Source organism: Rhizobium sp. FG96 (assembly GCF_057808655.1).
The window spans coordinates 56,693-76,046 of sequence record NZ_JBMDIL010000016.1; the positions used below are offsets into that span (position 1 = coordinate 56,693).

At 62.7% G+C, this 19,354-nt stretch carries 26 protein-coding genes; 20 read left to right on the forward strand and 6 right to left on the reverse strand.

Going from position 1 to position 19,354, the window contains the following annotated elements:
* The first annotated feature begins 16 nt into the window (after positions 1–16).
* The 4 genes from ACODR6_RS26565 to ACODR6_RS26580 all read left to right on the forward strand — a co-directional run bounded on the left by ACODR6_RS26565 (position 17) and on the right by ACODR6_RS26580 (position 3,368).
* Positions 17–712 carry a hypothetical protein gene (locus tag ACODR6_RS26565; RefSeq protein WP_489025340.1) on the forward strand — a complete coding sequence of 232 codons (696 nt, stop codon included), beginning with the start codon at positions 17–19 and terminating at the stop codon, positions 710–712.
* A 77-nt stretch (positions 713–789) separates the two neighbouring features.
* Positions 790–1,374 carry a 5-formyltetrahydrofolate cyclo-ligase gene (locus tag ACODR6_RS26570; RefSeq protein WP_489025342.1) on the forward strand — a complete coding sequence of 195 codons (585 nt, stop codon included), beginning with the start codon at positions 790–792 and terminating at the stop codon, positions 1,372–1,374.
* A 2-nt stretch (positions 1,375–1,376) separates the two neighbouring features.
* Positions 1,377–2,201, forward strand: coding sequence for a TIGR00282 family metallophosphoesterase (locus ACODR6_RS26575; protein WP_489025344.1), 825 nt, complete (start codon positions 1,377–1,379; stop codon positions 2,199–2,201).
* A gap of 321 nt (positions 2,202–2,522) precedes the next feature.
* Entirely contained in the window at positions 2,523–3,368 is an 846-nt protein-coding gene (locus ACODR6_RS26580; RefSeq protein WP_489025346.1) for an MBL fold metallo-hydrolase, read from the forward strand.
* A 37-nt stretch (positions 3,369–3,405) separates the two neighbouring features.
* Here ACODR6_RS26580 and ACODR6_RS26585 read toward each other — a convergent pair whose 3' ends face one another.
* Complete coding sequence (locus ACODR6_RS26585; RefSeq protein ID WP_112718908.1) at positions 3,406–3,909, reverse strand: pyridoxamine 5'-phosphate oxidase family protein; 504 nt, start codon at positions 3,907–3,909, stop codon at positions 3,406–3,408.
* A gap of 173 nt (positions 3,910–4,082) precedes the next feature.
* Between ACODR6_RS26585 and ACODR6_RS26590 the strand changes: the two genes are divergently transcribed.
* Entirely contained in the window at positions 4,083–4,829 is a 747-nt protein-coding gene (locus ACODR6_RS26590) for a YebC/PmpR family DNA-binding transcriptional regulator (protein WP_130281961.1), read from the forward strand.
* A 57-nt stretch (positions 4,830–4,886) separates the two neighbouring features.
* On the opposite strand, the gene ACODR6_RS26595 is transcribed toward ACODR6_RS26590, so the two are convergent.
* Positions 4,887–5,690 (reverse strand): anti-sigma factor family protein, encoded by an 804-nt coding sequence (locus ACODR6_RS26595; RefSeq protein ID WP_489025349.1) that lies wholly within the window; start codon positions 5,688–5,690, stop codon positions 4,887–4,889.
* Positions 5,687–6,430 (reverse strand): sigma-70 family RNA polymerase sigma factor, encoded by a 744-nt coding sequence (locus ACODR6_RS26600; RefSeq protein WP_489025350.1) that lies wholly within the window; start codon positions 6,428–6,430, stop codon positions 5,687–5,689. The genes ACODR6_RS26595 and ACODR6_RS26600 overlap by 4 nt, the downstream gene beginning before the upstream one ends.
* Before the next feature lie 287 nt (positions 6,431–6,717).
* Between ACODR6_RS26600 and ACODR6_RS26605 the strand changes: the two genes are divergently transcribed.
* From ACODR6_RS26605 to ACODR6_RS26625, 5 genes are all read left to right on the forward strand, one after another.
* Positions 6,718–7,692, forward strand: coding sequence for an MBL fold metallo-hydrolase (locus ACODR6_RS26605; protein ID WP_489025352.1), 975 nt, complete (start codon positions 6,718–6,720; stop codon positions 7,690–7,692).
* Positions 7,693–7,712: 20 nt separating this feature from the next.
* Entirely contained in the window at positions 7,713–8,198 is a 486-nt protein-coding gene (locus ACODR6_RS26610; protein WP_489025354.1) for a tetratricopeptide repeat protein, read from the forward strand.
* A 60-nt stretch (positions 8,199–8,258) separates the two neighbouring features.
* The gene (locus ACODR6_RS26615) at positions 8,259–8,693 is read left to right on the forward strand and encodes a DoxX family protein (protein WP_130281971.1); all 435 of its coding nucleotides are present in this window, start codon (positions 8,259–8,261) and stop codon (positions 8,691–8,693) included.
* A gap of 139 nt (positions 8,694–8,832) precedes the next feature.
* Positions 8,833–9,321, forward strand: a complete 489-nt coding sequence (locus ACODR6_RS26620) for an invasion associated locus B family protein (RefSeq protein ID WP_130281973.1) — start codon at positions 8,833–8,835, stop codon at positions 9,319–9,321.
* A gap of 1 nt (position 9,322) precedes the next feature.
* Positions 9,323–9,877 (forward strand): SH3 domain-containing protein, encoded by a 555-nt coding sequence (locus ACODR6_RS26625; protein ID WP_246777442.1) that lies wholly within the window; start codon positions 9,323–9,325, stop codon positions 9,875–9,877.
* On the opposite strand, the gene ACODR6_RS26630 is transcribed toward ACODR6_RS26625, so the two are convergent.
* Both ACODR6_RS26630 and ACODR6_RS26635 read right to left on the reverse strand, forming a co-directional pair.
* Entirely contained in the window at positions 9,874–10,875 is a 1,002-nt protein-coding gene (locus tag ACODR6_RS26630; RefSeq protein WP_130281975.1) for an LLM class flavin-dependent oxidoreductase, read from the reverse strand. The genes ACODR6_RS26625 and ACODR6_RS26630 overlap by 4 nt on opposite strands.
* 168 nt (positions 10,876–11,043) lie before the next feature.
* Entirely contained in the window at positions 11,044–11,391 is a 348-nt protein-coding gene (locus tag ACODR6_RS26635; protein ID WP_203430067.1) for a DoxX family protein, read from the reverse strand.
* Positions 11,392–11,522: 131 nt separating this feature from the next.
* Here ACODR6_RS26635 and ACODR6_RS26640 point away from each other — a divergent pair, with 131 nt between their 5' ends.
* Together ACODR6_RS26640 and ACODR6_RS26645 are read left to right on the forward strand one after the other, a co-directional pair.
* Positions 11,523–12,095 carry a TetR/AcrR family transcriptional regulator gene (locus ACODR6_RS26640; RefSeq protein WP_112718844.1) on the forward strand — a complete coding sequence of 191 codons (573 nt, stop codon included), beginning with the start codon at positions 11,523–11,525 and terminating at the stop codon, positions 12,093–12,095.
* A gap of 276 nt (positions 12,096–12,371) precedes the next feature.
* The gene (locus ACODR6_RS26645; RefSeq protein WP_489025357.1) at positions 12,372–12,539 is read left to right on the forward strand and encodes a hypothetical protein; all 168 of its coding nucleotides are present in this window, start codon (positions 12,372–12,374) and stop codon (positions 12,537–12,539) included.
* A 68-nt stretch (positions 12,540–12,607) separates the two neighbouring features.
* Here ACODR6_RS26645 and ACODR6_RS26650 read toward each other — a convergent pair whose 3' ends face one another.
* Complete coding sequence (locus ACODR6_RS26650; RefSeq protein ID WP_489025359.1) at positions 12,608–14,926, reverse strand: methyl-accepting chemotaxis protein; 2,319 nt, start codon at positions 14,924–14,926, stop codon at positions 12,608–12,610.
* 230 nt (positions 14,927–15,156) lie between these two features.
* Here ACODR6_RS26650 and ruvC point away from each other — a divergent pair, with 230 nt between their 5' ends.
* From ruvC to ACODR6_RS26690, 8 genes are all read left to right on the forward strand, one after another.
* Positions 15,157–15,669, forward strand: a complete 513-nt coding sequence (gene ruvC, locus ACODR6_RS26655) for a crossover junction endodeoxyribonuclease RuvC (RefSeq protein ID WP_025555429.1) — start codon at positions 15,157–15,159, stop codon at positions 15,667–15,669.
* Between the two features lie 55 nt (positions 15,670–15,724).
* Positions 15,725–15,985 (forward strand): AbrB/MazE/SpoVT family DNA-binding domain-containing protein, encoded by a 261-nt coding sequence (locus ACODR6_RS26660; protein ID WP_025555430.1) that lies wholly within the window; start codon positions 15,725–15,727, stop codon positions 15,983–15,985.
* Positions 15,963–16,382: a type II toxin-antitoxin system VapC family toxin gene (locus tag ACODR6_RS26665; protein WP_203428086.1), complete on the forward strand. Its 420-nt coding sequence runs from the start codon at positions 15,963–15,965 to the stop codon at positions 16,380–16,382. The genes ACODR6_RS26660 and ACODR6_RS26665 overlap by 23 nt, the downstream gene beginning before the upstream one ends.
* Positions 16,383–16,392: 10 nt before the next feature.
* The gene (gene ruvA / locus ACODR6_RS26670) at positions 16,393–17,007 is read left to right on the forward strand and encodes a Holliday junction branch migration protein RuvA (RefSeq protein WP_112718840.1); all 615 of its coding nucleotides are present in this window, start codon (positions 16,393–16,395) and stop codon (positions 17,005–17,007) included.
* 66 nt (positions 17,008–17,073) lie between these two features.
* Positions 17,074–17,361: an AbrB/MazE/SpoVT family DNA-binding domain-containing protein gene (locus ACODR6_RS26675; protein ID WP_489025363.1), complete on the forward strand. Its 288-nt coding sequence runs from the start codon at positions 17,074–17,076 to the stop codon at positions 17,359–17,361.
* Entirely contained in the window at positions 17,358–17,762 is a 405-nt protein-coding gene (locus ACODR6_RS26680) for a type II toxin-antitoxin system VapC family toxin (RefSeq protein ID WP_489025364.1), read from the forward strand. Before ACODR6_RS26675 ends, ACODR6_RS26680 begins: the two co-directional genes overlap by 4 nt.
* Positions 17,759–18,799, forward strand: coding sequence for a Holliday junction branch migration DNA helicase RuvB (gene ruvB / locus ACODR6_RS26685; RefSeq protein WP_130281989.1), 1,041 nt, complete (start codon positions 17,759–17,761; stop codon positions 18,797–18,799). Before ACODR6_RS26680 ends, ruvB begins: the two co-directional genes overlap by 4 nt.
* A gap of 7 nt (positions 18,800–18,806) precedes the next feature.
* Positions 18,807–19,319, forward strand: a complete 513-nt coding sequence (locus ACODR6_RS26690; protein ID WP_489025366.1) for an NUDIX hydrolase — start codon at positions 18,807–18,809, stop codon at positions 19,317–19,319.
* Positions 19,320–19,354 lie beyond the last annotated feature (35 nt).

Below are 19,354 nucleotides of genomic sequence, written 5' to 3' on the forward strand. Positions count from 1 at the left end.
AGTATCGGGGGATATGATGCAGATCGCACAGTCGAATGCGCTGAACATTCTGCGCAGCACGCCGCAATCGCTTGCGGCATCGGGAACTTCGAGCAGCGATCCGCAGCTCAGAATGCTTCAGCGCGCCGACGAGGCGCTCAACGCCCTGCAGCAGGACAAGAAATCCTCCGCCGACCTAGCCAAGGAACGCGCCGCGCGCAAGCTCGCGGAACTCCAGCAGCAGGTCGAGATGCTGAAGAGCGGCGGTCTGTCGCCTGAGGCGACCGCCCGGCTTGCGGCACAGCTGTCGCAGAAGATCGCATCCGCCGCAGCACAGTTCGCCTCGGCCGTCGCCGGCGCGGGCATAACCCCCGGCAGCGTCACCGCCGCCTCCACCGAAGCAAGCACAGCAGGAGCAGCGGCCACATCGTCATCAGCCGATGCCGCGTCTGCCGACGCCGATGCGGCCACGGCAGAAACCGAATCCGTCGACACCGCACATGCCCGCAAGGCCTATCAGGACACTGCCGCCGATGGCGAGCAGCAGGCCACCGGCCTGTCTGACGAGGACCGTTCGACGCTGGAAAAATTGCAGTCGCTTCTGCGCGAGGTCCGCCAGGTCCTCAACAAGGCAATGGACGAGCTGCGCAACGGCAAGACCGGCGCGGACGCAACGCAGGCAATGCCGATGCCGACGGCAGCCTCCGCCATCCCCTCCAGCATCGTCATCTAGCCCGATCGGCACAGCCTACGCCGCTTTCGCGCATTTGCATTGATCCGCAGCCGGTCTATGGTCGGCGCATGCAAACCATGTCCAAACAGCTGAAGGCCGACATGCGGGCCGAGCGGCTTTCGCTTCGCGACGCCATCCCCGCGGAAATGCGCATCGAAAAAGCGCTCGCCATGGCCGATCACGCCGGCGAGGCCGTCGCCTTCGATCCCGGCACGATCATCTCCGGCTTCCTGCCGATCCGCTCGGAAGCCGATATCCGCCCGCTGATGGCACGCTTTCAGGCGCGCGGCGCCCGGCTCTGCGTGCCTGCCATTCTCGACAAGCAGACCATCGTCTTCCGCGAATTGCTGCGCGATGCGCCACTGATTGCCACCGGCTTCGGCACCTCGGGTCCCGGCCCGGATGCACAGGTTCTCGACCCCGATATCCTGCTCGTGCCGCTCTCGGCTTTCGATGCCCGCGGCCACCGGATCGGCTATGGCGCCGGTTATTATGACCGAGCCATTAGCCTTTTGCGGCAAAAAGGCCGCAAACCAAGGCTGATCGGCATTGCATTCGACTGCCAGGAAGTGGCACATGTGCCCGACGAGCCGCATGACATAAGCCTGGATGCCATCCTGACAGAAAGCGGCCTTCGCTTTTTTGATTCTTGGATCGGATAGAAATGCGGCTTCTTTTTCTGGGTGACATGGTCGGCAAGACGGGACGCACGGCGGTCTGGGACCGCCTGCCGGGGCTGGTTTCCGACCTGAAACTCGACTTCGTCGTCGTCAACGGCGAAAACGCCGCCGGCGGCTTCGGCATCACCGAGGACATCTTCCTCGAGACGATCAATGCCGGCGCCGATGTCGTCACAACCGGCAACCACGTCTGGGACCAGAAGGATGCGGTCGCCTTCGCCGGCCGCCACGACCAGTTCCTGCGCCCGGCCAACTATCCGCAGGGAACGCCCGGCCGCGGCTGCGGCCTCTTCTATGCCCGCAACGGAGCGCGCGTGCTTGTCGCCAACATCATGGGCCGCGTCTTCATGCATCCCGAGCTCGACGACCCCTTCAAGTCGGCCGAGGCGATCCTTTCCGCCTGCCCGCTGAAGGAACAGGCCGACGCGATCATCTTCGACTTCCACGCCGAGGCGACCAGCGAAAAGCAGTGCTTCGGCCATTTCGTCGACGGCCGCGCGAGCTTCGTCGTCGGCACGCACACACACGTGCCCACCGCCGACCACCAGATTCTGAACGGCGGCACGGCCTATATGTCCGACGCCGGAATGTGCGGCGACTACGACTCCTCGCTCGGCATGGACAAGGAGGAGCCGCTAAACCGGTTCATCTCCAAGATGCCCAAGGGCCGCATGGAAGCGGCAACGGGGCCGGCGACGATCTGCGGCGTTGGCGTCGAGATTTCGGATGCGACGGGACTGGCAGAGAAGATTGCGCCGCTGCGGCTGGGACCGAGACTGGCGGAGACGATTCCGGAGTTTTGGCGGTAGTCTTTGACGTCGGCCGGCGGCAGCCCCCCTCTGCCCTGCCGGGCATCTCCCCCACAGGTGGGGAGATCACAAGAGGCGTGCTCCCCGCTTCCAAATAAGCATTACGACGCACGGTACAGTGATTGCTTGAGCGAGCGCGTGCCCCCAGCCAATCTCCCCACCTGTGGGGGAGATGCCCGGCAGGGCAGAGGGGGGCTGCCACCCGCCGACGCAAAAGACGGCGACCGCCCCCAACACGCAAACGTGAGCACCCCGCATCTGGACCCCTGCGGCGCCTTGCCGCATCCTTCCGGCTAGCCGTGAAAGCGCCGGAGGGGTGGCATGAAGCCGCAATGTCTTGTCCTCGCGATCGCATGCCTTGCCTCGCTCGCCCTGCCGCAGGCGGCAAGCTCCCAGGAACAGCGCAAGAATGTCAGCCAGTGCCAGGCGATCGCGCAGGGAATTCCGAAAGCGCAGTTCGCAAGCTTCTCGCCTAGCGCCCCGATCATCCCCGCCGTCTCGGAAGGCGAAGACGTAACCTTCACCTTCCTCGGACATTCGACCTTCGAGATCGACACGCCCGGCGGCATCGTCATCGCCACCGATTATAACGGCATCTATCAGCCCTCGGTGACCCCTGATGTCGTCACCATGAACAAGGCGCACCAGACGCATTACACGCTGACGCCGGATCCGGCGATCAAGCATGTGCTGCACGGCTGGAGCGATGTGCCCGGCGAAAAGGCCAAGGTCGATCTGGTCGTCGGCGACGCCTATATCCGCAACGTCACCACCGATATCCGCTTCAGCTACGGCCTCGGCGGATCGCAGCAGGACGGCAATTCGATCTTCATCTTCGAGATCGCCGGCCTCTGCATCGGCCATCTCGGCCACCTGCATTACGAGCTGACCGACGCGCATTATACGGAGATCGGCCGCCTCGACATCGTCATGGTGCCTGTTGATGGCGGACTGACGATGGGCCCTGACAGCATGAGCCGGGTGATCAAGCGGCTGCGCTCCTCGATCGTGCTCCCGATGCACCGCCGCGGCCCGCCGGTCGAGCGATTCCTGGCGATGATCGGCAAGGAATTCGATATCCAGATGGCGCAGAACAATACGCTCACGGTGTCACTGCGGACGCTGCCGCGGAAGCCGCAGATTTATGTGATGCGGGATGTGCAGTGAGGGGGGCAGCACGAGCCCCCTCCAAACTTTAACTTGCTCAAGCAAACTGCAAATGCCGCTTGATCCCGACATCCGGCGTCTTCTCATCATCCAGATTGGCCTTGGCGATCTCCCAGCCGAATTTCAGCTTGCTTCCGGTCGAGACCCAAATCTCCGCGTCGTCGACATGCATGGCGAGCATCGTCAGCTTCGGGTCCTTCTTGCCGTTCTCGTACCAGGCGGCGACGATGGAATTCCAGTATTCCTCCACCTTGCCGGGGTCGGCCTTGACCTCGATCTTGCCCGCGAGGCACGCATGGTAGTCGTGATCCTTGCCGACCACACAGAAATGGGCGCGAGCGCCGGACTTGATGGCGCGGGCGATATCCGCATCGGATTTGGTGTAGAACCAGATCGTGTTGGTCTTCGGATCGGCATGCGGCGCCATGGGCTGCATATGCATGTCGGCGCCGTCAACGCCGAGCATCCCGGCGTGAATGCCGTTCACCTGCTCCCAGAGCTGCTGTGCCGGATGTTCGCGGGCTTCGCTGAAGCTTGCCATGGCCATTCCTTTCCGTTTGCGTTTCCCGCTCAAAACGTCAGGTCCACCGGCTTTGTTCCGATGATTTGCACAGCCTGTGCAGCAGGGCCGAAAGCTGCTTTCCGCTTGAATACGACCCGTTTCGCTCTTATAAGGCGGCCCATTCCGAACAATGAGACGTGAACAGGGGTGCCATGGCTGGCCATTCACAGTTTAAAAACATCATGCATCGCAAGGGCCGTCAGGACGCCGTGCGGTCGAAAATGTTCTCCAAGCTGGCGCGCGAAATCACCGTTGCCGCCAAGGCCGGTCTGCCCGACCCGGCGATGAACGCGAGCCTGCGCCTGGCAATCCAGAACGCCAAGGCCCAGTCGATGCCGAAAGACAATATCGACCGTGCCATCAAGAAGGCAGCCGGCAGCGATGGCGAGAACTACGAGCAGATCCGCTACGAAGGCTACGGCCCGGGCGGCACCGCCGTCATCGTCGAAGCGCTGACCGACAACCGCAACCGCACCGCCTCGAATGTCCGCTCGATCTTCACCAAGGCCGGCGGCGCACTCGGCGAAACCGGCTCGGTCTCCTTCTCGTTCGATCACGTCGGCGAAATCACCTACAAGCTTTCGGCAGGCGATGCCGACAAGGTGATGGAAGCTGCGATCGAAGCCGGCGCCGACGACGTCGAGACCGACGAGGAAGGCCACTACATCACGACCGGTTTCGAAAGCCTCGGCGAAGTTGCCAAGGCGCTCGAAGCAACGCTCGGCGAAGCCGAAACCGTCAAGGCCGTCTGGCGCGCCCAGAACAACGTGCCGGTCGACGAAGAAAAAGCCCAGTCGCTGATGAAGATGATCGACAATCTCGAAGACGACGACGACGTCCAGAACGTCTATTCGAATTTCGAAGTCTCCGAGGAAGTGCTGGCCAAGCTTTCGGCTTGATCGCCCCTTTGGGACGGCATCCTAAAGGCGGGCTCAGGCCCGCCTTTTTCTTTTGCGTCACATGCCGGCGGCGGCGCGAATGAAGCTTGAGCGGAAGGCGGCGAGGTCTCCTGCGCTGACATCCGACACCGCCCAGAACACCAGCCCGTTGGCCGACCATTCGGCCATGTTGTAGCCGTCGTGTTCGCTGTCCGTCTGCCTGCCTGATGCCTGCGGCCAGATGAAGAGATTGATGACGTGACCGTTGCGCCTGTAGACGAGCGCCGCCACCACCCGGCCGCCGATATAATCGACACGCCCGCCGACCAGCGGGAAACCATCCTTGGCGAGATCATTGACCGGCGGCGAGAAATCGATGCGGCCATTAAACCAGGGCTTGACCGTATGCTGGTTCGAGGTCTGCACATCAACGAGGTGATCCGCCAGCATCGACTGGACATGGCTAGCGAGCAGCTGGTCCTGAATGCCGAGTTCTGGCGCCGGTGCGTTGACGAACAGCATGGCGCTCGCGGCCAATGCCGCCAGCGACGGCACGAAGCTCCAGTCGCGCACGAAGCGGAAGAAGCGGCCCCATGGGGATGCCGTCTCGACGCGCCTTTGCGCCGGAATGCCCGCGGCCTGCTCCCGCGAGAGCGCCGTCAGCACCTGCGCGCGCACCTCTTCCGGCATCTTGAAGCGCACGCCATCCCGCCCGATCAGTTGCCGCACCCCACGTACCCTTTCCATCTCCGCCCGGCAATCCGGGCACCCCGCAAGATGAGCCTCCAGGTCCGCCGCCCGCACCAGATCGAGCTCGCCATCGATGAAGGCGTGCAGCACCGGTCCCCACTGGTCGCAGCCCTGTTTCGGCGTATCGCTCATGCCCGTGCCCCGCCATTTTCGAACGCATCCCAGGCTTCGCCGAATTCGCGCCGCGCGCGGGCGATGCGCGACATGACGGTGCCGATCGGCACGTCGATAACCTCTGCGATCTGCTTGTAGGAAAGCTCTTCCAACTCGCGCAGCACCAGGATCTCACGCATCGCTTCCGGCAGCATGGCGATGACATGGCGCACGCGCGATGACTCGCTCTCGCGGATCATCGCCGTCTCCGCCGTGTCGTCATCGGCAGCGATCTCGTGCGCCGGGCTTTCGCTTCCGGCATCGCCATCGAGCGGCGTCTCGAAACGCGCCTTGCGCCGTCCCTGCTGCTGCCAGGCGAGATGGCAGTTGCGGACGATCGAAAACACCCAGGCCCTGGGATCGCCGCCCCGATATGTCTCGAAGCTGCGATAGGCCCGCAGGAAGGCGTCCTGGACGATATCCTGCGCCGCATCCTGATCCCGGCTGAGGAAGCGCGCGAAATTATAGGCGGCGTCCAGATGCGGCAGGATATTCTGCTGGAAGCGCAGCGTCTGGTCGGCCTGCAGCGGCTGGGCGGCGCGGGCGCGCCCCTGATCGCGGGCCATCTCCATATAGCCGACGAGGACAGACGCGGCCTCGACAAACAGCCGGCTGGCAAGCCCGGCCAGCGAGCGCGAGCGCCGCCGCCACCGCAGAACGGCTTCGGCCAGCTGGTCATCCAATGGCATGGGGTAGGCAATACTGACTTGGGTCATCACGTCCCCTGCGGCTGCAGCCAGCCGACTCTAATCCTCAGGGCGCCCTGCAGGCAACGCGACCCTTTATCGACTAGATCGATGGAGGCCCCATTTTATTCCATCTCGCCTGTATTTTTTCGCGCAATTTCCGCCGCGATAAAAATAGCCGATTTCTTTCAACGGCTTGATGAGAAAATTCCTGGCATCAGGGAATAAGCGCGCAGCCACTGCGGTCTAGTTCTGCAGCGGGGACGTCGAACCTATCCCGGTCCTGCTGAGACAACGGACAAGCCAGAGGAGGCATCCCCATGTTCGAAATGTCACGCCGTACGCTGCTCGGTTCGGCCGCCGCGGCAGCCGCATTCGGCCTCGCATCCAAGCTCGAATTCGTACCGCCGGCCTTCGCCGCATCGGCAGACGAACCGGCCACCGGCTTCTATCGCTACAAGGTCGGCGATATCGAAGTGACCGCCATCTATGACGGCATCTGGCGCAAGCCGCACGATCCCGCCTTCATCAAGGACGTCTCGGTCGACGAGACCAAGCAGGCGCTGGCCGCCGCCCATCTGCCGACCGATTTCATGCCGATCCCGCTGACGGTCGTCGTGCTGAAGGTCGGTGACCGGCTGATCATGATGGATGCCGGCTCCGGCGTCGGCCAGTGGCAGGCAAACGCCACCCACCTGCCCGGCAACATGGCGGCCGCAGGCATCGACTACCGGAAGATCGACACGGTGATGATCTCGCATTTCCACCCTGACCACGTCTGGGGCTTGATGGAAAAGGGTTCCAACGCACCTGTTTTCCCGAATGCCGAGCTCGTCGTTCATTCCGCCGAGTATAACTGGTGGACCGATCCCGGCCGGGTCGACAAGCTTCCCGAGGGCCGCAAGGGCGCCGGAAAGCGGATCGCCGAAGTCTTCCCGAAATGGAAGAACTGGAAGCTGGTCGAGGACGGCGCGGAAGTGGCACCCGGCATCGAGCTGATTTCGGCGCCTGGCCATACGCCGGGACATTCGACCTATCTGGTCAACTCGGGAAACAGCCAGCTGCTGGTTTCCGCCGACATCATGTATGTGCCGGCACTGCTCGCCCCGCATCCGGAATGGCAGGGCAGCTACGATCAGGACGGGCCGCTTGCCATCACCAGCCGCCGCAAGCTGATCGATCGCGTCATCGCCGACAAGATCGCCATCTGCGGCTCGCACTTCCCCTTCCCCGGCTCCGGCAGCTTCGTCAAGGACGGAAACGCCTATGCCTTCACACCGACAAGCCAGGCCTGACGCCTGAGGAGATAACGGTCATGAAACGCTCGTTCACCAGCTACGCCGTTCTCGGCGTCATGGGCTTCTGCGCCCTTTCCGCAGCCGGTTCCGCAATGTCGGCGCTGACGGCAATGCCCGCCTATGCGGTCGACAACATGGAAACCGGCGATGGCCCGGATCTCACCTCCGTCCGCGCCAAGATCGCCACCAAGGACTATCAGGCGGCACTCACGGAACTCCGCGGCCTCGCCGAGGATAACCAGCAGGCCGACGTCTACAATCTGCTCGGCTACACACTGCGCATGACCGGCGACTACGAAACGTCGCTGACCTACTACACCAAGGCGCTCGAGCTGCAGCCGGATCACAAGGCGGCACACGAATATCTCGGCGAGCTCTACCTGCAGACCGGCAAACCGGACAAGGCAAACGAACAGCTCGCGTCGCTGAAGCAGCTTTGCCCGGCCGGCTGCGAGGAGCTCGAAGACCTACAAGAGGCAATCGCCGCACGGGGCGGCAACTGACGGCGATTGCCCCGGGGCGGGCGGCGCTGCCGCTCGCCCTGCTCACCCAAGGAGATGATCATGGAACACTCCCTCCCCCGATCCGCCGGCGCAAGTACGGTGCTGCTTGGCGGACGCCTGCTGCTATCGGCGATCTTTCTGCATGAGGGCGCAACGCTGGCGCTGAATTTCAACGCCACCGCCCAGGCCTTCGCCAGGCTCGGTCTCGAACTGCCCGTCGCCATCGGCGTCATCCTGCTGCAGCTTGCGGCCGGCTTCTCGGTCGCAGCCGGATTGGCAACGCGGCTGGGTGCCGCAGCGCTCGGCACCTTCTGCCTGCTGACGGCCCTGCTCTTCCACACGGATTTCACCAGCCAGAACGAACTCCTGCATTTCGAGAAGGACTTCGCCATCGCCGGCGGCATGTTCGTGCTGGCGATATCGGGCGCCGGAGCGCTGTCGATCGACGCAGTGCTGAAGCGAAACTGCGCGGCGCCGATTGCCGCGCTGCTGTGATCTGGATCAAAGCGGTTCACAGCTCCGTGAACCGCCGCCTGTTTTTAAGGAAGCGGTAACGCTGCCGCCCTTCAATGCCCCTGCCTCCAGCCGGTCTGTCTCAGGCCAGCGTCCTTCACACCATCGGCGGGGAAATGCCATGAAGAAACTTGCTCTCGTTCTCTCCTTTTCGTTGCTCGGCGCCTTCGCCGCGCAAGCGCAGCCTTCGATGGTCAAGCGCTTCAACGATTGGGGCGTCTACTCCTACAAGGCCAACGGCCAGACCGTCTGCTACCTCCTGACGGTGCCGACCGGGCAGACGCCTGCCAACGTCAGCCACGGCAACAACTTCTTCATGGTCGGCCCCGGCGCCTCGGGCCAGTTCGAGCCGCAGGCCCGCATGGGCTACGAACTGAAGGACAGTTCGCGCGTCAAGGTCCGCATCGGCGACCAGACCTTCTGGATGTTCACCCGCGAGAACGCTGCCTGGATGCAGCACGAGGAGCGTGAGCCCGAGATGATCCGCGCCATGCGCGGCGGCAGCGAGATGGTTCTGGAGGCGACCTCCAGCCGCGGCACCGATACGAGCTACACCTATTCCCTCGACGGCATCACCGCCGCGCTGAAGCAGGTCAGCAAGTGCAACTGACGTGGGCATCCCCTTGCGTCTCGGCCGCACCAGAGGGCTTCTAGCCCTCGCCTTCTCACTCCTTGCGCCGCTGATGGCCAGCGAGGCATCCGCCATCCCCGACACCGCGACGAAAGGCCGGGAGACCGGTCTGCCGGTTCCCCGCTTCGTCTCGCTGAAAACCGGCAATGCGCGCATGCGCATCGGCCCGTCGCTCGATTACGGCACCAAGTGGATCTATGTGAAATCGGGCCTGCCGCTGGAGATCACCGCCGAATACGATAACTGGCGCCAAGTGCGCGATAGCGACGGCATCTCCGGCTGGATGCACCGCGCGCTGCTGTCGTCACGCCGGACCGCCGTCATCGGTCCGTGGCTGAAACAGCCGGCCAGCCTGCACAAGGCGGCGCGCGAAAACGCGGCGGTCTCCGCCGAGCTGATGGCCCGCGTCCTCGTTCATATCAAGAGCTGCGACGGAAGCTGGTGCGCCATCGATCTGCCGCACCAGGATCTCTCCGGCTTCGTCGAGCAGGCCGCCCTCTGGGGCGTCTATCCCGGCGAGACGATTGGCGATTAGGCGGCCGCGCTCATGAAGCTGCCGAGGCCGGCGAACAGCTCGACCGATTTCAGCCTGGCCTCGATATCGTGGATCGGCATGGAGATGATCAGCTCGTCGGCCTCGGTCTCCTTGAGGAATTCCTTGAGCTTCGCCTCCGCCGTCTGCGGCGAACCGACAACGGCGTAGCGCAGCGTATGCTCGACATTGAGCTTCTCCATCGGCGACCAGAAGCTCTCCATATCCTTCACCGGCTTCGGGAACTGGCCGCGCACATTGCGCCTCAGATTGACGAACTGCTGCTGCGCCGAAGTGAAGTGATACTCCGCCTCTTCGTCTGTCGGCGCCACCGAGCCCATGACGCCCGCCATCACATAAGGCTGATCGAGAACGGCCGACGGCTGGAACTTGCTGCGATAGATATCGATCGCATCGAGCAGCGAATCCGGCGCGAAATGCGAGGCGAAGGCATAGGGCAGACCGAGCATGGCGGCGAGCTGCGCGCTGTAGAGGCTGGAACCGAGCAGCCAGATCGGCACATGGCTCCGGTTGCCGGGAACGGCGAGGATCGCCTGGTTCTCGACCGGCTCGCCGAGCAGCTGCTGCAACTCGACGACATCGTGCGGGAAGCTCTGTGCACCGGCATCGAGATTGCGCCGCAGCGCCTGGGCGGTGCGCATATCCGTGCCCGGCGCCCGGCCGAGGCCGAGATCGACGCGACCCGGGAACAGCGCTGCCAGCGTGCCGAACTGCTCGGCAATGACGAGCGGCGAATGGTTCGGCAGCATGATGCCGCCCGAGCCGATGCGGATGGTCTTCGTCGCCGCGCCGACATGGCCGATCACCACCGCTGTCGCCGCACTGGCGATACCCGGCATGCCGTGATGCTCGGCAAGCCAGAAGCGCTTGTAGCCATATTCCTCCGCCTTCTGCGCCATCCGGGCAGAACCCGCGAGAGATTGGCTGACGGTCGTGCCTTCTGGAACGGGCGAGAGATCGAGGATGGAAAAGGGAATCATGAAAACCTGCCGGTCGGGAATGTGGGGTTACCGGCTATGTAGGTGGTAGGGGCGCCGCATCCAAACCCCGCGGCGAAGAAAAAGGGCTGGTCGCCTGGTCAGCAAATAGATGACGCTGTTCGACGTTCGGCGGTTTTGATGTTTGAGGCCGACGGTTTCCCATCGAAACTATGAGAACTGGACCAATGCTGCGATGATCAGAAGCAGCAGGAATACCGCCGGCGGCGGGATGTGGCGGAAGTCACGCGCTCGCACGACAGCGAAGATCGCTGCAGTCATGATGCAAGCCCCAAGCGCCACTCCAAGCGTGAATGTCGGGCGCAGGACAAGAAGAACAGCGGTCGTGAATTCAAGCAGCGCGGTGATCCAGCACCACCACCATGGAAATCCGTAACGCACGAATTCTTCGCGGATCGGCTTGCGAGCACTGGCGTTGACGATGCTGCCGATGAGAAACGCCGCAGCAGCCGCCAGCGTCGCGGCATTACCGAGCGAAAATGAAATCAGGTTGGACATTGGAAGACCCTAACGTTCGATCGCCGTCGCGACGATAGCGGCGAACATAAATATAGCATTGCTAGATTGTCAATCGTTGCCATGAATAATTAAGATCGCTAAAGTCCTGCCGACGGATCGACGGGGAAAGCATGGGTATCAGCGAGCGTAAAGAGCGGGAAAGAGCGGATCGGGAGCAGCGGATCATCGTGGCGGCAAGAATGCTTGCCGAAAGGGATGGCTGGGCGTCAGTCACCGTCCGACGCCTTGCACAGGAGATCGAGTACAGTCAGCCCGTACTCTACGCCCATTTCGAAAGCCGTGACGCGATCGTCGGCGCGGTCGCGCTTGAGGGTTTCGCAGAACTGGGGCCGGCGTTGCGGGCGTCGGTCGCCAGAGATGCAACGCCGGCAGAGGCTATCGAAGCGGTCGCAACGGCCTACCTTGAATTCGCATTCGAAAGGCCAGCTCTCTACGAAGCCATGTTCGTTCTGCCGAGCGGCCTTCGGTTCGCAAAGTCCGATACCCCTCAGGTCCTGCGCGATGGGTTCGGGGCCATGATGGCGGTCGTTGAACCGTTTTGCGCCGATCCTGAAATAGCGACTGAGTCTTTTTGGGCTGCTTTGCACGGATTGGCGGAGCTTGAGCGCCATGGGCGCATCAGGGCGGCGTTCCGCGGCGAGCGGGTGAAGTATATCGTTTCGATATTTGCGAATGTGAGCTGAGCGACCGGCAAGCTTTCGGTTTATGCGATGTCCGCAAGTGGTGCAAAGCGGCCCATGACCGGTGTTGGCTCCGGCCCCAAGCGGACGCTCCGCGGAACCGCGGATCAGCCCAAGTAAGCACCACCTACTATTACATATCTGCTTTGCATAATCGGAAGTAGGCGCTTGCCCGATATGGGATCATAAGGAGCGCAACTGATACACATAAGAGTTTTTAGTATGGATTGGGTTCCGGTAGTCTTCGTTACATTCAAGGTTCTTGCCCTGGGAATAGCGATGTTCTTCGCCATCAAATGGCATTATGACCGAGCGGAGAAGGGCGACAGGCGAGCGCTGCTGCGATCGGGCGGCATGATGGCGGGACTCTTCGCGGTAGCGGTATTGGGCGTGGGGCTCGCCGCCTTCCTGCTGAGCAGGAAGCTCGGTCTGGACCTGAGCCTCTGATGAGGCCGCTGTTTCAAGCGACTCCAGACCGAACTTGATGGCTGGAGTCGCCTTACCCTTCGAGAGCGTTAGGAAGCCCGGCGGTGCCGGAGCACGTGCACTTCCGCGCTTTGGTGATGATGGCCCTGCGGCAGCGTGAAGTTGCCGAGCTGACGGTCCATCTCCAGCGCTTCGCTGGCGAGGCGATGGATCGCCGCCGTGCTTTCCTCGACCATCGCCGCATTCTGCTGCGTCATCGAATCCAGTTCGGCCACCGCGCTGTTGATCTGGCGCAGTGTATCGGCCTCTTCGCGGGTCGATTCCATGATCTCGTGGATCTGGCCGTTGATCGCCTCGACATGGCTGCCGATGCCGGTGAGCGCGACGCCTGCCCGCTCGACCAGCGACACGCCGCTTTCGACCTCATGCGTCGATTTCTGCAGCAGGCTGGCGATTTCCTTGGCGGCACTCGACGAGCGCTGCGCCAGTTCGCGCACTTCCATGGCGACGACGGCAAAGCCCTTGCCGGATTCACCGGCGCGCGCAGCCTCGACACCGGCGTTCAGCGCAAGCAAGTTGGTCTGGAAGGCGATCTCGTCGATCACAGAGATGATCGAGTTGATCTGGCGCGATGAGGCCTGGATGGCTTCCATCGCCGCGATCGTCTCGCGCATGATGTCGCTGGAGCCGGAGGTTTCCTTCTTGGCGTCGCGGGCGATCCGCTCGGCCTGTTCGGCACGCTCGATCTGGATGCGGACCGACTGGGTGATCGCATCGATCGCATTGGCGGTCTCGGTGATCGAGGCGGCCTGGCGCTCGGTGCGGCCGGCAAGATCGTCGGCGCCGTTGCGCATCTCTTCCGAGCCGGAGCGGACAGCCATCGAGTTTCCGCCGATCGCCGTCATCGTTTCGCTGAGCGTTGCGAGCGCCTCGTTGAAATTGACGCGCAGGCCTTCGAGCTCGCTCGGGAAGCGGGTGTCGATCTGATAGGCGAGATTGCCATGCGCCAGATGATGCAGGCCCTCGTCGAGCGCCTGGACGACATCCTGCAGGCTCTTCGCCTCGGCTTCGCGCTGCATCAGATTTTCCTGACGCTCGCGCTCCGCCAGCGAACGGGTCTCCGCACTTGCGGCTTCGAGCTCGCGGCTGTCGAGCAGCGACTGCTTGAAGCGCGCCAGCGCCTTGGCCATCGTGCCGATCTCGTCATGGCGGTTCTGGCTGCCTATCTCGGTATCGAGCTTGCCGTCGGCGACATCGCGGGTATTGCCGGCGAGACGGGCAAGCGGCGAGAAGAGGAGCTTGGTGATCAGGCCGGTGGCGATCGCCATGACGACGAGTGCGCCGAGGCCGATCATCGTCAGCAGCGTGGCAATCTCGATGGAGCCGGCATTCAGCTCGCTGAGGCGGACGCTCTCGACCACCAGGAAACGGTCGCCGTGATAATCGATACCGCGGACATAGGCACGCGCCGTGCCATCGCTGCGGGCGAAATCATCGACCGTCATGCCCTGGCTGTTGGCGAGCGCATCCGGAATGAAGGTGAAGGCGGCGGTATCGAGTGTCGCGAGCTTGCCCTCGGCATTGAGGCCGATCGCGGAACCATCCGACGAGATGATCGCGGCCTGCGCCGTGCTGCCGGAAACGATGCCCTTCGACAGGATGCTGGAGACGATATCGTCACGCACCTTGAAGAGGATGATGCCCTTGGCCTGGCCGAGCTTGACGATCGGCACGGCATAGAAGATCGCCGACTTGCCGGCATCGACCCGCAGGCCGGAGAAAGCCGTCGGCGCGGAATCGTCGGTTGCCTTCGCGGTGTTCTCGACAGCCTTCGCGTAGGCAAGGCCGGCACCGGTCGCCTTCCAGACGTCGGACTTCAGGTTTTCGGCGAAATTGTCGTCCTTCTTGTAGGAATAAAGAACGGAGCCATCCATGTCGGTGATCAGCAGATCGCTGAAGGCGGTGTTTTCGAGGTCGCGGGCGACTTCGCCCTGCGTCTTCTCATGGTTCGAATAGTAGAACCCGCTCGGCCCCTCAGGCTTCAGCAGCTTCTCGCGCTGGTCGGCCGGGTTCGGGTTGTTGGTGATGAAGACCTTCTTCAGCTCGGCGCGGGCATCGCCCGAGGATTTCTCGATGGTCTTCCAGCCGCTCTTCAGGCTGGTGATCGACATCTGCAGCGCCTCGATGCGCGCAATCGAATTCGCCTGGTTTTCGAGCTGCTCCAACTGATCCTGCAGCATGTCGCCGCGGAAGATGAGCACGCTCTCCTTCGCCTTCAGCGCCTGATCGTCGGAAATGCGGCTGCTGGCAAAATAGCCGAGCACGCTGATGGTGCTGACGGCGAGCGCCGTGAGCAGAATGAATGTCGCGATAACTTTAAAGGAAAGAGACTGAAATCTCTGCGCCATGAACTAGAACCCTTCCGGAGCGGTTTGCCTGGCTTTTCGCAGCTGGCTTGACCGAAAACAGAACATCGGGGGCCTTGACCTTCCGAAAAAGCGGCCCCTCTCACATTTGATGGATTAGATTTCAGACAACTGATTTAATTCGCAGTAAACAGCGCCACGCAAAACCTCAGATGTTTTTGTTTTGTTCACATATCGATGGCAGATATTTTGCAACTGCAATATGGTGAGCCATGCAAAACACGATTCGCATCATCGGCATCGATCCCGGCCTGCGCCGCACGGGATGGGGTGTTATCGACACGCTGGGCAATTCGCTGCGCTTCGTCGCCTCCGGCACGGTCACATCGGACGGCGACATGGACCTCGCCTCACGCCTCTGCCAGCTGCATGACGGGCTCGCCGAAATCGTCCATAGCTACAAGCCGGACGAGGCCGCCGTCGAACAGACCTTCGTCAACAAGGACGCCGTCGCCACGCTGAAGCTCGGCCAGGCCCGCGGTATCGCCATGCTCGTCCCCGCCCGCGCCGGCCTGCCCGTCGCCGAATACGCCCCGAACGCGGTGAAGAAAGCCGTCATCGGCGTCGGCCACGGCGAGAAACAGCAGATCCACATGATGCTGAAGATCCTGATGCCAAAGGTGGAATTCAAGGGCAACGACGCCGCCGACGCACTCGCCATCGCCATCTGCCACGCCCACAACCGCGGCGGCACCCGGATGCGGATGGCGGCGCTGGCGGGATGATTTGTTCTTGACTTGTTCCGCCTCCGTCGCTAGGTATTACTTGAGAGGTATTACCATGCGCGTGACGGAAAAAGGTCAGGTGACCATCCCGAAAGACATTCGCGACCACCTGGGCATCAGCCCGGGCTCCGAGGTCGAATTCATCGCCGGCGACAATGCTGCCACCCTCGTCAAGGTCAAGGGAAGTGAGCCCGATGCGCGCGGCTTCGATGAGTGGGCCGCCGATGTCGAAGGCACTCTTGATCTCGAAGGCATGACCACCGACGAATATATGGAATGGATCAGGGGGCCGCGTGACGATCTCGACCGTCATTGACACCAACGTCCTGATCGATGTTCTCGGACCGCAGACCGCCCTCAGACCCTGGTCTATCAAGGCACTCAAGCGATGTGCCGGTGAAGGCCCATTGATATTGACACCGATCGTATGGGCCGAGCTGGCCGCGACGTCAGCGGCAGAAGAGAAGCTGTTGAGGGCGCTGTCCTGGCTGGGCCTCGTGCGGCAGGAACTGCCTTTCGAGGCGGCCTTTCGCGCGGGTAAGGCGCATCGGCGCTATCGCGATGCTGGAGGGCAGCGGGATCGAACCCTTCCTGATTTTCTGGTCGGAGCCCATGCGGAATGGGGCCGCCACCGGCTGCTGACGCGTGACGGCGCGCGCTATCGCTCCTATTTCCCGGCGCTCGACCTCATCTCTCCCGAAACCCACCCCTGACGGACGTATCATGATCGGAAAGCTGAAAGGCACTGTTGAGGAAATCGGCGACGACTATGTGCTCGTCGATGTGCACGGCGTCTGCTACGTCGCCTATTGCTCCGGCCGCACGCTCTCGAAGATCGGCTCGGTCGGCGAGGCCTGCGTGCTCTTCATCGAGACCTATGTGCGCGAGGACCAGCTGAAGCTCTTCGGCTTCATGAGCGTGCTCGAGCGCGAGTGGTTCAACCTGTTGCAGAGCGTCCAGGGCGTCGGCGCCAAAGTAGCGCTGGCCGTACTTTCGACCCTGACGCCGGCCGAGCTCGCGAACGCTATTGCCTTGCAGGACAAGACCGCCGTCTCCCGCGCCCAGGGCGTCGGCCCCAAGGTTGCCGTCCGCATCGTCACCGAGCTCAAGAACAAGGCGCCCGCCTATGCCGGCGAGGCGATCAACATGGGCCTCAAGCAGGAGATCGGCGAAGGCGTCGCCTCCGCCCCGGTCGCAGACGCCGTCTCGGCGCTCACCAATCTCGGCTACTCGCGCGATCAGGCGGCAAATGCCGTTGCGGCCGCAATGAAGACCGCGGGGGAAGGCGCCGACAGCGCCAAGCTGATCCGGTTGGGGTTGAAGGAATTGTCGCGATGAATTCCGACGTTTTTGATATTGGCAGAAAATTCGAGTATTGTCTGACGACTTGAATGGGAGTGGACGATGACCGTTTGGGAAGCGACGATATCGGCAAAAGGGCAAGTAACGATCCCGAAGGAGATGCGGGAAGCACTTGATCTGCGGCCGGGCGACCAGCTCATTTACAGCGTCGTCGACGGCGAGGTCATCATCACGCCGAAGAACATCGACTTCAAGGATCTCGCAGGCCTGCTGGGATCGCCCCCGAACGGTGCGGCCACGCTGGACGAGATCGACGCTGCCGTCCTGAAGGCCGCGGGAACCAACGCGGCCGACACCAAAGACACTGACAGCTCCGACGTCGCCGCATGAAGATGATCGGGCTCGACACCAATATCGTCATCCGGCTTTTGACCAATGACGACGAGCAACAGAGGCGCGCCGCCTTGCGCTTTGCCGAAGGCATGGGCCGGGATTTCGAAGGCTTCTTGCCGCTGGTCGCCGTGCTCGAATTGGATTGGGCCCTGCGCGCCAGGCTTGGCTTTCAGAAGCAGGATGCGGTCCTGGCCATTCGCAAGCTGCTGCAGACCCGCGGTCTCGTCGTCGAGCACCATGAACTCGTCGTCAAGGCGCTCCGGCTGGTTGCCAGCGAGAATGCCGACCTTGCCGATGCCCTCATTGCCGCCCGCTCTCTCGCAGCGGGCTGTGAATCGATCAAGACCTTCGATAAAAAGGCCGCATCGCGCGTCCCCGGAATGGAACTACTTGCATGAGTGAAGAAACCCGCCTGATATCGCCGGAGAAGCGGGGCGAAGACCTGGATGTGACGCTGCGCCCGCAGTCGTTGGACGAGTTTACCGGCCAGGCGGAAGCGCGCGCCAATCTGAAAATCTTCATCGAGGCCGCCAAGAACCGTGGCGAGGCGCTGGATCACGTGCTCTTCGTCGGCCCGCCCGGCCTCGGCAAGACGACGCTGGCGCAGATCATGGCGAAAGAACTCGGCGTCAACTTCCGCTCGACCTCCGGTCCTGTTATCGCCAAGGCCGGCGATCTGGCGGCGCTGCTCACCAATCTCGAAGAGCGCGACGTGCTCTTCATCGACGAAATCCACCGCCTCAACCCGGCCGTCGAGGAAATCCTCTATCCGGCGATGGAGGACTTCCAGCTCGACCTGATCATCGGCGAAGGCCCGGCGGCCCGCTCGGTGAAGATCGACCTGTCGAAATTCACGCTGGTTGCCGCCACCACCCGTCTCGGCCTGCTGACGACGCCGCTGCGTGATCGCTTCGGCATTCCGGTTCGCCTCTCCTTCTATACGGTCGAGGAACTGGAACTGATCGTGCGCCGCGGCGCCCGGCTGATGAACCTGCCGATGACCGATGAGGGTGCCCGCGAAATCGCCCGGCGCGCCCGTGGCACGCCGCGCATCGCCGGCCGCCTGCTGCGCCGCGTGCGCGATTTCGCCGAGGTCGCCAAGGCCGAGGCCGTCACCCGCGAGATCGCCGATGAGGCGCTCACCCGCCTGCTCGTCGACAATGTCGGTCTCGACCAGCTCGACAAGCGATATCTGAACATGATCGCCGTCAATTTCGGCGGCGGCCCGGTCGGCATCGAAACCATCGCCGCCGGTCTCTCGGAGCCGCGCGATGCGATCGAGGACATCATCGAGCCCTACATGATCCAGCAGGGCTTCATCCAGCGCACGCCGCGCGGCCGCGTCCTGACCGCGACGGCCTGGAAGCACCTGGGCATGCAGCCGCCGAAGGATCTCGAAGCGGCGCAATTCCGCCTCTTCCAGGGCGACGAGTGAGAGCACCATGCCCAAGAGAACGATGATCCGGCTGAATGGACCTGCCGGGCGTTTCAACTATCGCATTGCCGGGCTCGCCTTTCGCGAGGGCCATGTGCTGGTCCACCGCGCCGTCCATGAGCCGTTCTGGACCTTTCCCGGCGGCCGTGCCGAGATCGGCGAGACGTCGGAGGAGACCTTGAAGCGCGAGATGGTCGAGGAGCTCGGCGTCTCGGTCAAGGTCGGGCGCCTGCTCTGGATCGTCGAAAACTTCTTCCACTATGAGAAGCGCGACTGGCACGAGCTGGGCTTCTATTACCTGATGGAGGTTCCCGAAAGCTTCCCCTTCCGTCCCCACGACATCGTCCACCAGCTCGAAGACGGCAAGGACGTCCTCGAATTCAAGTGGGTACCCGCGACCAAGGAAGCGCTGAAGGCTCTCGACATTCCTCCCTATTTCATCGCCGACGAGATCGAGCATCTGCCGGCAACGACGCGGCACGTTGTCTGGCGTGACGGCGATCTCGATCGAGACATCTGAGGGAACCCTGTTTAGCCTTGCGCATTGCCACTCCG

Coding starts and splice junctions, on each gene's coding strand:
- ACODR6_RS26565 (WP_489025340.1), top strand. CDS start 17: ATGCAGATCGCACAGTCGAATGCGCTGAACATTCTGCGCAGCACGCCG.
- ACODR6_RS26570 (WP_489025342.1), top strand. CDS start 790: ATGTCCAAACAGCTGAAGGCCGACATGCGGGCCGAGCGGCTTTCGCTT.
- ACODR6_RS26575 (WP_489025344.1), top strand. CDS start 1,377: ATGCGGCTTCTTTTTCTGGGTGACATGGTCGGCAAGACGGGACGCACG.
- ACODR6_RS26580 (WP_489025346.1), top strand. CDS start 2,523: ATGAAGCCGCAATGTCTTGTCCTCGCGATCGCATGCCTTGCCTCGCTC.
- ACODR6_RS26585 (WP_112718908.1), bottom strand. CDS start 3,909: ATGGCAAGCTTCAGCGAAGCCCGCGAACATCCGGCACAGCAGCTCTGG.
- ACODR6_RS26590 (WP_130281961.1), top strand. CDS start 4,083: ATGGCTGGCCATTCACAGTTTAAAAACATCATGCATCGCAAGGGCCGT.
- ACODR6_RS26595 (WP_489025349.1), bottom strand. CDS start 5,690: ATGAGCGATACGCCGAAACAGGGCTGCGACCAGTGGGGACCGGTGCTG.
- ACODR6_RS26605 (WP_489025352.1), top strand. CDS start 6,718: ATGTTCGAAATGTCACGCCGTACGCTGCTCGGTTCGGCCGCCGCGGCA.
- ACODR6_RS26610 (WP_489025354.1), top strand. CDS start 7,713: ATGAAACGCTCGTTCACCAGCTACGCCGTTCTCGGCGTCATGGGCTTC.
- ACODR6_RS26615 (WP_130281971.1), top strand. CDS start 8,259: ATGGAACACTCCCTCCCCCGATCCGCCGGCGCAAGTACGGTGCTGCTT.
- ACODR6_RS26620 (WP_130281973.1), top strand. CDS start 8,833: ATGAAGAAACTTGCTCTCGTTCTCTCCTTTTCGTTGCTCGGCGCCTTC.
- ACODR6_RS26630 (WP_130281975.1), bottom strand. CDS start 10,875: ATGATTCCCTTTTCCATCCTCGATCTCTCGCCCGTTCCAGAAGGCACG.
- ACODR6_RS26635 (WP_203430067.1), bottom strand. CDS start 11,391: ATGTCCAACCTGATTTCATTTTCGCTCGGTAATGCCGCGACGCTGGCG.
- ACODR6_RS26640 (WP_112718844.1), top strand. CDS start 11,523: ATGGGTATCAGCGAGCGTAAAGAGCGGGAAAGAGCGGATCGGGAGCAG.
- ACODR6_RS26645 (WP_489025357.1), top strand. CDS start 12,372: ATGTTCTTCGCCATCAAATGGCATTATGACCGAGCGGAGAAGGGCGAC.
- ACODR6_RS26650 (WP_489025359.1), bottom strand. CDS start 14,926: ATGGCGCAGAGATTTCAGTCTCTTTCCTTTAAAGTTATCGCGACATTC.
- ruvC (WP_025555429.1), top strand. CDS start 15,157: ATGCAAAACACGATTCGCATCATCGGCATCGATCCCGGCCTGCGCCGC.
- ACODR6_RS26660 (WP_025555430.1), top strand. CDS start 15,725: ATGCGCGTGACGGAAAAAGGTCAGGTGACCATCCCGAAAGACATTCGC.
- ruvA (WP_112718840.1), top strand. CDS start 16,393: ATGATCGGAAAGCTGAAAGGCACTGTTGAGGAAATCGGCGACGACTAT.
- ACODR6_RS26675 (WP_489025363.1), top strand. CDS start 17,074: ATGACCGTTTGGGAAGCGACGATATCGGCAAAAGGGCAAGTAACGATC.
- ACODR6_RS26680 (WP_489025364.1), top strand. CDS start 17,358: ATGAAGATGATCGGGCTCGACACCAATATCGTCATCCGGCTTTTGACC.
- ruvB (WP_130281989.1), top strand. CDS start 17,759: ATGAGTGAAGAAACCCGCCTGATATCGCCGGAGAAGCGGGGCGAAGAC.
- ACODR6_RS26690 (WP_489025366.1), top strand. CDS start 18,807: ATGCCCAAGAGAACGATGATCCGGCTGAATGGACCTGCCGGGCGTTTC.